The organism is Nostoc sp. UIC 10890, assembly GCF_054786515.1.
Window position 1 is genome coordinate 39,110 of sequence record NZ_JBSGKF010000006.1, and the last position, 14,253, is coordinate 53,362.

Here is a 14,253-nt window from a genome sequence, read left to right on the forward strand (position 1 = left end):
GAAATAAACCCTTTCCCCCTTACCCATTCCCCTTTACCCTTCTTACCCATGCCCAATGCCCAATCCTCTTTTCACTTCTGACTTTCTTTAACTTGTGCAGTTAACCTTTGCAGGCGACCAATCATATTCAGCAACAAACTCCTCGACACTTCCGAATCATTGCGTAACAGTGTCTCAAAATCCTTCGCCTCTATGACCAAAACTCGATTTATTTCAGCCTTGGCAACTACATTTGCCGATCGCGCTTGCCTAGTCAAAACTCCCATTTCACCAATAGTTTCGCCTGACCGAATTGTATTGACGACAACCTCAATATCTCCTTGCACAACCGTTACATCAACTTCACCATCGATCAACAACAGCAGTTCATCAGATGGTTCTCCAGCCTTACAGATAATTTCTTTTTGACGGTAAACTCGAATCTCAGCCTTGCGAGCCAGTTCGAGCGTCGCTTCCGGCTTCACCGTTCGTAAAAGACTGGTTTCAAACATCAATAACAGCTTATCCAGGGTGCTGAAAGTTTCTTTTGCTACTCCTGAATATACTGGCAATTGCTTTTTCCAACTCACAGTTATGACTGGTTCTTCTGCTGGGCTAAACCGAATCACATCTCCTGGCTGGAGACGCACTGTATCATTTTGTATGCGTTTATCATTAATACGTAAGCCATAGGCACTTTTGAGCGCCGTTAATCTCACTTCTTGCTCGTCAAGATGAAATATCGCGTGGTGCTGAGATACTCTGGCATCGGGCAAGATGATATCATTCGCTAAACTACGTCCCACTTGCACGGCTGATTGCTGAAAGACAAGCTGTTGTATTTTTCCCTCCACCTTCACTTCAGCCGTGAGAGTTTGCAACAAAGCAGCAGCCTGTCCTTCATCCAGACCCAAAATATTTTCTGCTGTCTCCTGCACTAGCCAATCTCCGGGTTTTGTGGAGTTGAGTAACTGGCGTGCTTGTTCGCGCCCTTGCTGTGGATCGAGTTGCTCTAGGGCGTAAAGTGCAGCTGCTTGGATGAGTGGCTCTAGTTCTTGCAAAAGTTCTTTAAGAACATCAATAACAAAGGGCTGATGATTGGCTGATATCACCTTTGGTATTGGTTGTCCAGCAACAAATATTTGCGTCGGTGCTTCGTCATCAACTATCTGTGCTGGAGTATCAAAGGTTGCTGCTAATTCTAAATCATCGGGTTGCAGAAGTGCGATCGCTTCGGAGGCAATTCTTTCTTGCCAGCGCCAAGTATTATTGCCTTCATTCAGAATATTTGGCAATACATTTTCTGCAAGTATGCCAATGGCACTAGCTATTTTCACAGCTTCCGGTGCATCTTGCAAAACTTCGAGAATACTCAATAATTGCTTGGTGATAATTAGTTGTTTATTTTCAATAGCGATTAATCGCAGCAAGACAAACACGGGTGCTTGATGACTTGGAAAATTACTTAAAGCTTTGTAGCGGACAATTAGCTCCTTTAACTGTGTAAGTAGTATCTCTGCTTTGCGGAGAATAGCACTGTTTTCATCAATCATTTGGGATAAAATTTGTGCTTCTTCCTCTGCGGTAATGCCATACTCTTGTTTCAGACCTTGAATTTGCTTGTCTCGGCGCTGGAGTGCTTGACGCAACGGAACTCCCATCTCGATCAAATCTAACAATTGTAGTTCTAAAGCTTGCCGATAGCTTTCGATTCTTAACTGATTTTCCCGACTTCTGCGTTTAGTTGGATCTAATAAAGATGGGTTTTCTACTCCCAATTCTGTCAATATATTGAAGTGTTCTTCATCCTTAAGTCCTAATTCCAAACGGATTTGCTTGAGTTCGTCTAAGCTATTTGCCGGCTCTACATTTCCTTGTTCTAATTCTTCGCGCAGCAATCCTTTGTAAACCTGAAAACTAGATTCTTTACTAAAACTGGGCAGTACTTTTGCAAGAACATACACCTCATCGGGTTTCAGGTCTGCCATTGACCGACCCTCTAAGAATTTAGAGAAATCAACTGTTAATTTAGCCAACTGACGACGCAGACTTTCTGCAAGACTTTCCCGCGAATACGTTTCCGCACTGCGGCTGAGTGTCCTGTACAGCCACAATGTACTGACGAGAATTACTAAAGCGTTAAATCCTAGCTCTATGAGATTTGGTAGTTGTTTGAGTACGGGACGGCCAGCAAATAAGAAATAACAATTGAAAACTACAAAGGTAGAAAATGCAAAAATATTGTGTTGTATCTGTTGTTTACTGAGAGGTTTGTTAATCCGTTGACAATAAGCTTTGTATTCTTTTTCTACCCTCGATAATAAGAAGTAACTGGCTGTAACAAAAGCCCCAATAGTAAAAGGAACTGCAACTAATTTCGGAATTGGAATCGGCTTACCAAAAATATAAAATCCTGGATTTAAAAGAGTTGCTAACTGATTTTCTTCATGACTCCAAATTCCAGAATAGTAATACTCAAGAGTGCCAGAATACAAAAAATAGTAAAGATAAAAACCGATGACTAATCCCACATAGCCGTATTGAACTAATCTCCGACCTGGCTTGTTAAAAATTTCCCAGTAAGACCGTTCTGCATCAATGTCCATACAAGGAGATTGGCAGCTAACACAGGCGCTTTTTTCGTTACCATCTTTATCTGATGTCCGGCACATAGACTGAGTAACAATCTGTTTTTGACCTTCGTGAGCCTCACTTCCTAACAATCCCCTTGGCCCGTTATAAACCATCTGCACGGGGCCCATAGGGCAAAAATATTGACACCAAGTTTTACCAGCAAACAGATAATTTACCGATATTGCTGATAGAATTGTCAGAATAATAAAAGACCCTAAAAATAGTCTATCGGCATTAATAAATAAAATTCTCAAGCAAAGACCAATGCAAAGAAACCCAAATTGGAAGTATAAATGATTGCGACCAATCCAAGAATCTTTTGCTATTTTAGCTAGTTCATAGCGCACTGCTCCCGTGCGAGGATTAGTGATTTTGCGTTGACGTTGCTTACCTAACGCTCTCGGAATTTGTGATAGAAAAGATAACGGACAAATCCGCCGCCATGTTTCATGTCCTAAAACAAAGATAATTAATACTCCACAAGGAACTACAATTCCCCAAAAGATTTTGGCTCCTAATGCAAAAGGTTTCACATCAACACACTTTCCTTGGACTGTGACAACCTCTTGGCATTTCGTCGGGTCTAAGAGATTCGGATTGAGACGGAAAATACTCCACTCAGTAGTAGGCTGCGTGAGATATGGCGAAATTGGGTCGTAAAATAACGATAAAATGAGTAAAATCCAGCCAATAACGAGCAGCCATCTAACAAAATGCATTTGTTTTTCCGGAACTCGATGAAACATAGTGTCAATCCTGATTATTCTGTATGGTTGTGGAAGTTGGCTGAAGTTCTAGAACTCCAATAATTGTGATTTATTGGCTAGATTGTACCAGTAGTAAGACATGGGTTACTAGCCTCGGATGTTTTAGTGATCGCCTGCATCATCAGCAAGACGCGCAACTGACACCTCGAAGTCGCTCCGCTCAATAGAACCGTTGCAATCATCATCAAAGGTGCAAAAACGTTTGAACCTATCCTACTATTCTAAAAATCCTTACTTATTTCTCTAAAATGTGCTTGAAAACTTTAATTTTCAGTTCTCAAGAAGCTTAAGCTTTGTAGCAAAAATATTATTAGTGGGATAGGTTCATGCAAATAATTTGGGATAACTTATTTTCTGCAAGTCCCAAGTGATAATTACTGCGATCGCAGTCATGCTCAAATCTCTAAAGCTAATTGAAAGCCCCTGAGATTGACTATTGGGCTGACACCAGCCGCGTTAATGTTAAATGGTGTACCAAATTCGCTATCTCAGCAAGCTGTTAGAAAAGCCACTGTTGTGGGAAAACTTAAAGCAAGACCAAGATGTTGTGTTAAGACATTGGCTCTAATTCGTCAGCCGAACGCTACAAATTGCGCGGTTAGGTAACAGGAGTGACAACGCATTCATGAGTTAGTTAAATAGTAGTTTTGTACTATTTTATTGATAAATCAATGCTTACTGCTAAAATCTTCTGAAAAAGTTAGGGTGCGGTAAGTTAACAATTTCTGATAAATGAAATTGCGGTCGGGCAATTCTATTTTCTATTAAGGGTTATATGGAAGACTTATCTATTATTGAATTATTTTATACTTATTTAGATTTAGAAGTTAACAATGAAAATCAGATATTTCGTATAGGATTAGTATCTCCTAATTTAACAAAGGACTTTTCGGAAGAATCTTTAAACCAAGCTTATGAAGAAATTAGAAAGCTAAAGAATAGTAATTTAGCAGTATGCGGTCACAACTTTCGGCGATTTGATTATCCTTATTTGATTAAGCAAGAGCCGGAACTGTCTTCTTGGTACATAATCGATACTTTAGAACTGTCAATACTAGCTTTTCCTCTACAGGAGTCACACAAACTAAATAAAGACTATAAACAAAGTGAGTACTCAAGTAATAATCCTGTAGAAGATGCCCAGGCGACTCGATTATTGCTCCATCAACAATTAGAGGCAATAGCTAAAAAGCCTGATGAAGTACAACAGGTATATACTTGGCTGCTTACTTGTGGTGGCGAAGATGCAGATTGTGCATATCAACAACTCTTCAGTCAGATTCTTAACTGGAAAATTGACCAACCTGCAATAGAAATACTGCCAGAGATAATGCTAAAAGGGATGAATAAATCCTATTTACAGCAAATCTGGTCTAATCCGCAAACCCATGATTTTGAAACGAGATTATGCGTGGCAGGATTACTAGCTTGGAACTATGAGTGCAATGCCAATGAATCGAAGCAGTCTTTTTCTAATTGGCTGAAGCATTTAAATACATTTCAAACAGTACTTGAGGGTTTACGCCCTTTAAATACAGACGAATTTGCAGTTAACTCCTATTTAGAATATTTCGGTATCCCTAGCTTTCGCTCTTTACAAGAAGAAGCTGTTCAAGCAATCATTAATAATGAGCGTCCACTTGTTTTGATGCCTACTGGTGGTGGTAAATCTTTATGTTATCAATTACCAGCTTTCATGTTCCACAAAAGGCACAAAGCGCTGACTGTCGTGATTTCGCCGCTCCAAGCATTAATGGCAGATCAGGTAGCAGATTTAGAACAAGCGGGGTTTTTCTTCGCTACTTTTATCAACGGAAATCTCTCAGCAGCAGAACGCCGCCAACGGCTTGAAGAACTGCGTTTTGGTTCCAAAGGTTTGCTATACATCAGTCCAGAGCAATTGCGGTCAATGAGTATTCGGGCGTTGCTAGAACAGCGCCCTCCGGTTCTTTGGGTGATTGATGAAGCTCACTGTGTTAGCCAATGGGGTCACGATTTTCGACCAGATTATCGCTACATACCGAAATTTATTCGGGAGTTATATCAAGAGCGGCAGCTTGCAATGCCTTTGTTAGCTTTAATGACAGCAACAGCAACAGTCGCAGTTGTTGAAGATATTAAAAAGCTATTTGCCAAATACCAGTTAAATATTAATCGTACAATTAATGGGGCAACAACCAGAGAAAATCTAACTTTTCAAGTCATTCCAGTAGCAGGGAATAAAGAGCAAATCTTACTAGAACAAGTTAAAGAGTCCTTAAAGCTTGGTGGTAGTACGCTAATTTATACAACGACACGTAAGAATGCAGAAAAACTAGCAGAACTTCTCAAACAAAGTCATATTGAAGCTAAACATTATCACGGGAAACTTGGAAAAGAACAAAAACAACAAGTTTTGCAAGAATTCAAATCAGGTAAATTAAACGTAGTCACTGCAACTTGTGCATTTGGGATGGGTATTAATCGCAAGGATGTACGAGTAGTTATTCATCATAGTATGAGTGCAAACTTAGAAGGTTATATTCAAGAAGCTGGACGGGCTGGGCGTGATGAAAAGCCAGCAGTTTGTACTTTACTATTTGACCCAAAAGATGCTGATACAGTTTTTCACTTGCAAAGTTTAAACCAACTAAGCGAACAAGAGTTGAAAAATGTCTTCATCTCAACCAGACATATTCGCGATCGCACTTTTGGGAGCGCCAGAGATGATTGGTTTTGGGTGACAACTAATGAAATCTTTCAAGAGGGTGACTTTGATGAAGAGTTTGGTGAAGAATCAGAGCAGCAAAACACTAAAATTAAAGTAGGTCTGCATTACCTAGAAAACTTCGGTTTATTAGAACGAGCTGAGAATTTTTCAAGCTTTATCCAGTTTGAATTGAGCCATAATACTTTTGCAGAGTCTATGGAGCAGTTTGAGAAATATAACCACGTTAAGGGTTTATCTCGGTTTGAGGCAGATAATTTTGAGCGCCTGATCCAGGCAATGCACGTTGCTAAAGCTTATTGTAGTAGCAATGATGAACCGTTTCCACTAGATCGTCTCAGCGATGAAGCTGGCATTAGTTTACATGACCTGACTGCTAGAATTCGAGAACTGCAAAGGGCTGAAGTATGTTCTTTTGAAATACCAATTACCCTTGTGATTACCAAGGGTGTAAGAGGGGATGCCCGTAAGAACCACGAGCGTATTCGTCAGCTAGAAGACCAATTGCTCAATGCACTTAATGAGTTATTCGGTAATGAAAATGAAATACAGATAAATCTGCGCGGACTTGCTTCTCGACTCGATCCAGACAATAGTAAAAAAATCAGAGCATCCAATATTATAGATATTTTAGAAGGATGGGTTGCTCAAAAATGGATGAAGTTAAACCGTATAGCTCATGATGTGGTTCGATTGCGGGATATAAAAGTTGCAGAGCATTTACCTGAACATAAAATTTTAACAGCTACAGTGTTAGAAGTTTTATATCAAGCATTGGGAGATACAACAGGGGCAAGATTACCCCTGAAGTATGAACTGGGAAGGCTGGCTACTGAAGTTATCCAACAGACTAAACTTGATTGGGACAAGGAAGAGTTGGAGGTTATTCTTCTATGGCTACACCAAAGAAAAATAATTCGATTGAGCGACGGACTAAATTTATTCCAACAGTCACTAAAAGTTCGTGTCATAAAAAATGCAAGTATTTCCACAGTAACGCGCCGTTATCCTAGAGTCGAAGCTCATTATGAAGAACAGACTCGCCGCACTCATTATATGGTGCAATATGGAAAGCTAAAGTTAATAGAACAGCGTCAGCAATTCATTAGCGATTACTTTGGTACAAATAAAAAAGAATTCCTTTCAAAGTATCAATTTTCGGCACAAGAGATTACCAAACCAATTCTTCCAGAAGATTATAAGCGTATTCTAGAACCATTGAACTCTGCTCAAAAAGAAATTGTCCTAGCTTCAGACCCAGCGATGGCAGTGATAGCAGGCCCTGGTTCTGGTAAAACAAGAACTATTGTTCACCGAATTGCTTATCTTGTAAAAGTTAAGCGAGTTGAGCCGAAGCGTATTTTAGTTTTAGCTTATAACCGTAATGCAGTTAGAGAATTACAACTACGACTGCGAAATTTTATTGGCGAACAAGTATCACAAATTCGAGTTTTTACATTCCACGGTTTAGCATTAGGACTGTTGGGACGAACGGTAGGTGAATACAGTAGAACTCAGGCAATAAATTTTGATCGACTTTTAATTGAAGCTTGCAAACTGCTTGAAAAAGGCGAAGAATTTGAAGATGTTGATGAAGATACTCAAGCTCGACGAATTCAACTGTTAGGGAAGTTAGAGTATATCTTCGTTGATGAATATCAAGATGTCAGTGAAAATGAATATCGTTTGATTAAATTAATTTCTGGTTTCAATGAATCGGAGGATAAAAAAAGGTCAGTACAAATTAATCTCTGCGTTATTGGAGATGACGATCAGAATATTTTTACCTTTAAAGGTGCTGACACTAAATATATTATTCAATTTCAGGAAGAGTATAGAGCAAGACGACTACTACTTACTGAAAACTACCGCTCTACAGAAAATATTATTAAAACTGCTAATCATCTTATACAGAATAATCAGGTACGCTGTAAACAAACTCCAGAAGAACAAGTTCGGATCAACGAGAAACGTCAAGGGGTAACAGGAGAACCAGTACTAGCTTTAAAATTCAATAATTTGTCGCAGCAAGCAGGCTGGATTAAAGATAAAATTCAATCTTGGCTGAACTCAGGGATTGCCCCTGATGAAATAGCTATTATAGCTAGCCGTTGGGATGATATGAATCCGATCCGTTTGCTTTTAGAAAAAGAAAGCATTTCTACTTATGCGCTTAAAAATACTACTATACCCTTAGTAAAAAATCGCTCTACCCGTCTACTAATTAATGCTTTACAAAAAGACTATAGCCTAGTTTTAAATCCTGAAGAATTAGTTCAGAAGAGATTTGAGGCTTTTTTTGAACGTACTAATCGTATCTTAACAGAACCTACTATTGGAACTTTAATAAATATTGCTAAAGATTTAGATAAAGAACGGGGTTACGAATCTGGAAGTGTTGTACTGCCGATAAGTGTTGATGAAATATTGACTGCAATATTTGAGTTTAATGAAAATCGTGAAGACTTCCTAGAGAATAACTCCGTTTTAATTACTAGTTGTCACGGTTCAAAAGGTTTGGAGTTCCGTAAAGTTATACTTTTAGATGATAGCTTTAAGACTAAACCTAATGAAATTGAATCAGAGCGTCGGCTTTTTTATGTCGCTATGACCCGTGCCAAGGAAGAACTAGTTATTTGTTCTATAAAGCAGAGTAAGTTTGTACAACAAGCTAGTTTAAATCCCCAAATAATTACTTATACTGAAACTCAGCTTCCTCAGCTAATGCATTACTTTGATTTAACTCCAGGTGATGTACATTTAGGCTATAAATTGACTAAAAAAAGACAGAATATCATTAAAAATTTACATGAGGGTAGTCCTGTTGAATTAAGAGTTAATTCTTTCGGTAATGGTTGGAGTATTTTTACACAGCAGAATCAGGAAATTGGTTGTTTATCACGGGATGGAACGCAATCTCTCATAAACAAAGGGATGTTGCCTGGTCAGTTTCGGTTTCAGAGTAATGAGATTACAGTTAAATATATCTATCATCATCTTAAAAGAGATGATACAAGTGGAGTAATTTTGGAGGATTGGTTTGTTATCATTCCTCAGATTCGAGTATGTAGAACCGTATTTCTGCATACTCAAATAAGCAATTAATAAGATGGAAAGGTAATCCCTAATCCATCCATTAGCTTTCTGCTTTTTGTTCATGATATTCAGTGATATGCTCATATACCCCTTCTGGAAACTGTAAGTCTTTGTAAACGTTACAAGCATCTGGATTATCAAGATTCGGGCAGATGGGAAATTTTTACTGCGACTGCCATTGAAGAACACGCTCACACCGAGGCGGGTTATAGTCTTTACCTTGCACAAAAAAAGTTACACCCAAAGCAAAGATAACAGAACTATTTCCAGGTTTTTCTGTAGTTCAACCTCTGCAATAACGGGGAGTAATCACAAAGCATCAGTGCGATATATGGATTCAATCAACTCCTCAACTTCTTCTTCATTCAAGCATTGTTTAACTTGAGTATTGAACCACTTTATCTCTTCGGCTTCTGTGTTTTGGACTTGGTAAACCAGTAATGTTCCTGCAACACGGGCAAAAGTAAGGGGTGATGGGGAAAGGTGGCTGAGTAGATCGGATGCATTCTGGTATATTTGCATGGCTGATGTTTCATCCAGAGGAGATCCCAATTGAGCGGAAAGCTGTTTTAGGTTCTCTTGAATAGACAAATGAAAGTCTGGTTCTTCCTCATGTGAAATAGGGTTACTCATAAACGCTGATTAATTAATGCAATAACTATGACGGTCTAGCCTGACTATTTCGGCTCGAATGTCTACCATATTTTCACATTCATTGGGTATTTTCATCGGCTAAAAACCATAACTGACGAAATTAGCTTTCAATTTTGCAGGCAACTGAGGAAAAAATTTTTATAGCAATCATTATAAATTAATTTTTTCTGGCTATGTTGTAGTCTTACAGGCTGTAATCATCGATCCACTAGCTAGTAGTACTCGCGCTCACCGCTTCTATGAACGTCTTGGCTTCAAATTTATTCAATATCGACGATTCGGTGACGATAAGTGCTTTGTTTATCGCTTGAGCCGAACAGATTGGCATCATGAAAGTGAGATGTCCAAATGATAATTTGGCTGACTAAAGAGGATGATTTTTTTCTAGTACTCAAGTTGTGTGAATGACTAACACAAACAAATAATTTAAGGTAAAATGGCTTTTTGGAAATGTAAGCTTATGCTTGTAGCTAATACTCCTGTAGGAGTAGAGCGATCGCCCCAACATTCCCCTACTCCTGTACCATCACTACCAATTTTTCCAGCAGCGCCTCAATGATGCGCTATACCTCTTCACCTGTGACTTCAGTCTTAGTAAGACATCGTTTATTATGAAACTGGGCTTAGTCATCTCCATCTATTAAGCGACAACGGCTTTGGGTCTTGCAAGCTTGCCCTGAAGAACGCTCTCGTACAATAGTCGCTAAATTTGGTCGTCCTGTTAAGAAAAGTCGCCAATCAGCCCAAATCCCATATAGGAAGTCGGCAATAGTAGCGATAACTGGTAAGGAAGTTGCAGCATAGACCCAACCCATCCCCAGAATTTCGTAAATGCGACGGAAAACCTCAACATCTTTAACTAGCGTTCCGTCTGGCAACACAGCATGAATACGCCCCATTGCAGTTTCATAGTTAACACCGCCATGTGCTTGGTAGTTGTAGTCATCAGCTGCAATATCTACAAACGCCACCAGCCCTCGACCCGCGTCCCGCTTTTTCAAAAAGTTAACCTCACGCAGACACAAGGGACATTGGCCGTCATACAGCAGTTTGATTTTCCACGACGGCAGAGTGGATAAAGGCTGGTCTAGAGAGTTGTTACAACCGTAGGATTGAATTTGTGGTGAGGACATTTTGGGATCTTAACTAAGTTTATTTCCTTACATCAAGCGTAACGCCTCTGGAATTATAGGGTTTGGCCCATTCGAGCGACGCGTAGCTTGCCGCCTTCGGCATTGCTACTAACGCGAAGGGCGTAATTCCAAAACCAATAAGTTCTCAAGACAGGATATGGCAATGTTAGGGGAAATGTGACTGTTGAATTGCAGATGTTGCATAAAGCGATCGCAGTTTTGATTTTTGACGCTAAACACTCGAAGTAGAAAACAATAATCGTTACAGAAGCAAGAGGTGCGTAAACATTTGCGTAGCCCCTTGAAGTAAAGATTACACTCCTGCTTCCTCAGACACTAGCTTTACTTGTAACATTTGTTATATAAAATACAATTGCTTACTTATTCTAGATTTTAAGGAATTTTACTGAGATTTCAGTTAGCTTTCTTTAAGAAGAGAAATAGTTTCGTAAATATACGATGTTTTTGTCTGAAGATAACTGGCATTTTAGAGGAACAGATTTCGGGAAAGAGAGTTGATATATGAATTTACCTAAGCAAGAACATTTAAGTAGCAGCTTATTAAACCAGATACGTTATCAGGTTGAAATATTAGAAGTTCATAATGCCAAGTTAGCCAGACTGTTATGTAAACTAATTCCATCTCACTGTCCTTTTGAAAGAACTATATCAATTTTAGGGCGGACACTTTTTCACATTCCCCCATTGTGTAAAATCAATCCTCTCTATGAACAAATAATTGGTTTACGTTATAAGTGTTTGTTGTATTTAGTAGATGAATGCGGGGAAGACGCGACAAAGTATTGTTGAATGGTGATTTTATTTAGTAAAAAGAGAGAGGAGCTTGGTTTAAAATCTAGATAATGCTTTACTCCTGCAACTCAGTAAGCTTTTTTTGATATTCTTTGTACTCGCTGTCTTGATGCTGCCAGTATTTCTCAACTGTTACTTTAGCAGCAATCGCACTATTGTATTCATCTCCACCTTGGCTTAATAATCGCTGTTTGGTTTGCTTTCTTAAGTCAGAAACAACTTTGCCATTAACTTTACGCGTCTTTGACCAATCTAGAATTGCTTTAGGATAGCTACTAGTATCGATGTATTTCCCCTGTTCAATTTCTGGTAAACTGTAGCTTTGCAGTTCCGGTATCCAGTGGTAAATAAAGTCTCCTTGAGGGTCTTTTTCAGCAATATTCTTTGACGGGTTATAGATTCGCAAAGTATCGCTGAGTGGATTAGTTACACCAGCTTGCATCTGCCATTGCCAATTATTAATTGCTAAATCTCCATCTACTAAATAGTTCATGTAATGATTAGCGCCGTGATGCCATGAAATTCCACAGTTAATAGTTAGGAATGTCGCGCACATTGCCCGCATCCGAAAATTCATCCAACCCATTGTTTTTAGTTGCCGCATACTGGCATCAACTAAGGGAAAGCCTGTCATACCTTGTTGCCATGCCTGGAATAATTCTTGTTTTGCTCCTGATAACGTTTCTGGTGTATATAGTTGATCAAACTCTGGATAACGGTTAGTGTAAGCAATTTCTGGATGAAAATAGAGTCGCTGCGTAAAACTATCATGCCAACGCAAACGGTCTCGAAATGCTTTTAAGGAAAATTCTGCCTTGGGCTGATTTGTAAGTTCTGCTGCCCTTGCCTTAGTCTGTTGGTAAACAATGCAAGTTGAAATTGTACCAAAGGTCAGGTGAGGTGATAGGTGAGATGTTGCGCCTTGCTGTGCTAACCAAGGGCGTGAAAGTTTCCAGTGATAGCCATTAAATCTACTTTTAAGAAATGAATTTAATGTACCTTGTGCCTGTGTTTCTCCACCAATAAAATATATCTGTTCTGTTTGACAAAAGGCTGAATACTTTTGTTTTAATTCTGGAAATGTAAGCTGGGGAATATTTAGAGACAGTGACGGAGTATTAATAGTAGTGGCTCTTCAGTACTTGTTATGCTAAACTAATAATTAAAATGCCAATTCAATAAACATCTTACTCTAAAATTATTAAAATTTCTGAACCCATAAGCTGAACGCTTAATTAGCTTGAGTTTGTTATTGATACCTTCAACAGCACCACTTGTTGTCCTATTATCAAAGTAAGCTACTATTTCATCAAACCATCGGATAAAAGTATTGTTACTATTTGGGAAATATTTTTTAGCTTTTGATAGCCATATACCCAATTTAAAGACTGCCGGATACCAATCATTTGTTTTATTAAAAACTCTTCTAAGTTTCTCTTTCAATTCATGCATTAATTTTAGACTAGGAGACACAGCTTTCACCTGAATAAGTTTATTTTTTTGCTCCTCGTTTAAATCTGACTCATTTTTAAGTAAAACATATTTACTTTTATTTAATCCTGATAATACTTGCTCCTGTTTGAATTTTTCTTTTGATGTCTTTGCTTTTTTTATTAACTCTTGTATATTTCGCTTTTCTTTTTTTCTCTGTGTATCTAATTCCTTATTTATCTGAACCATAACGTGAAATCGATCTGCAACTACTTGAGCTTCAGGCATTAATTCTGTCACTAAGTTTTTATAACCCTTCCATAAATCTATACTGACTTCCTCTATTTGCTCTAAGACTTCAGTTCCCCACTCTATAAGAGTTTCCTTTATTATTTCTTGAGTACGTCCACTTAAAATAGCAATCAATTTGGATGTATCCAAATCTATTAGTACTGCACAATAATTTCCTTTTCCTTTAACTAGAGCTATCTCATCAATTCCAAGTCTTTTTAATTTTAAAGGTTTTGAATTTGATAATTGTTCCAATGCGTCTTTTAACATACCTTCTATCTCTTCTGTTGTGACTATTCCTTTTGAAGCTACAGTGTGGATATCTTTTTCTAAAACTTCTTGTATTGTTTTTTGTGCAAGCCGCTTTGTATAAGTTCTTTTCTTCTTGACAAAATCTAAATTTTCACTAAACGGTTTTTTACATATTTCACATTTGAATTGACGCCTATTAATTTCTAAAAATACTAGACGCTCTCCAAAAGGTAAGTCTTTAACAATATGTCGATGATTTTGATGTAATTTCTGACTTTTTGTGCCACACCTGGGGCAAATACTATATATTTTTTTTGATTCGGTTTGTAAAATAATTCCAATTCCATCGTGAAGGCGATGTGATATAACTTTTATATCTCCTAAATCAAGAAGTTCTGTTAGAATTTTAATATCTCTTTTGCTAGTCATGACTGTAAATTTATATAAAAATAGTGGAAGTCTATTTACAGTTAACAAAAAATATTCTTTATATGTC

7 protein-coding genes are annotated in these 14,253 nt (G+C 38.2%); 2 read left to right on the forward strand and 5 right to left on the reverse strand.

The features are described from left to right. Positions 1–71: 71 nt before the first annotated feature. Positions 72–3,359 carry a cyclic nucleotide-binding domain-containing protein gene (locus ACWATR_RS35010; RefSeq protein WP_460343432.1) on the reverse strand — a complete coding sequence of 1,096 codons (3,288 nt, stop codon included), beginning with the start codon at positions 3,357–3,359 and terminating at the stop codon, positions 72–74. Between the two features lie 796 nt (positions 3,360–4,155). Between ACWATR_RS35010 and ACWATR_RS35015 the strand changes: the two genes are divergently transcribed. After that, positions 4,156–9,192 carry a RecQ family ATP-dependent DNA helicase gene (locus ACWATR_RS35015; protein WP_460343435.1) on the forward strand — a complete coding sequence of 1,679 codons (5,037 nt, stop codon included), beginning with the start codon at positions 4,156–4,158 and terminating at the stop codon, positions 9,190–9,192. Between the two features lie 300 nt (positions 9,193–9,492). Here the strand turns inward: ACWATR_RS35015 and ACWATR_RS35020 are convergent, their stop codons facing one another. Together ACWATR_RS35020 and ACWATR_RS35025 are read right to left on the reverse strand one after the other, a co-directional pair. Further along, entirely contained in the window at positions 9,493–9,816 is a 324-nt protein-coding gene (locus ACWATR_RS35020; protein ID WP_460343438.1) for a hypothetical protein, read from the reverse strand. A 644-nt stretch (positions 9,817–10,460) separates the two neighbouring features. Continuing rightward, a complete protein-coding gene (locus ACWATR_RS35025) occupies positions 10,461–10,970 on the reverse strand; it encodes a thiol-disulfide oxidoreductase DCC family protein (protein WP_460343441.1) in 510 nt (169 codons plus the stop codon). 522 nt (positions 10,971–11,492) lie between these two features. Here ACWATR_RS35025 and ACWATR_RS35030 point away from each other — a divergent pair. Then, entirely contained in the window at positions 11,493–11,780 is a 288-nt protein-coding gene (locus ACWATR_RS35030; RefSeq protein ID WP_460343444.1) for a Mo-dependent nitrogenase C-terminal domain-containing protein, read from the forward strand. Between the two features lie 58 nt (positions 11,781–11,838). Here ACWATR_RS35030 and ACWATR_RS35035 read toward each other — a convergent pair whose 3' ends face one another. Next, on the reverse strand, positions 11,839–12,564 hold the full coding sequence (locus ACWATR_RS35035; RefSeq protein ID WP_460343447.1) for an FAD-binding domain-containing protein: 726 nt from the start codon (positions 12,562–12,564) through the stop codon (positions 11,839–11,841). A gap of 374 nt (positions 12,565–12,938) precedes the next feature. Then, complete coding sequence (locus ACWATR_RS35040) at positions 12,939–14,186, reverse strand: ISL3 family transposase (RefSeq protein ID WP_460343450.1); 1,248 nt, start codon at positions 14,184–14,186, stop codon at positions 12,939–12,941. Positions 14,187–14,253: the final 67 nt, after the last annotated feature.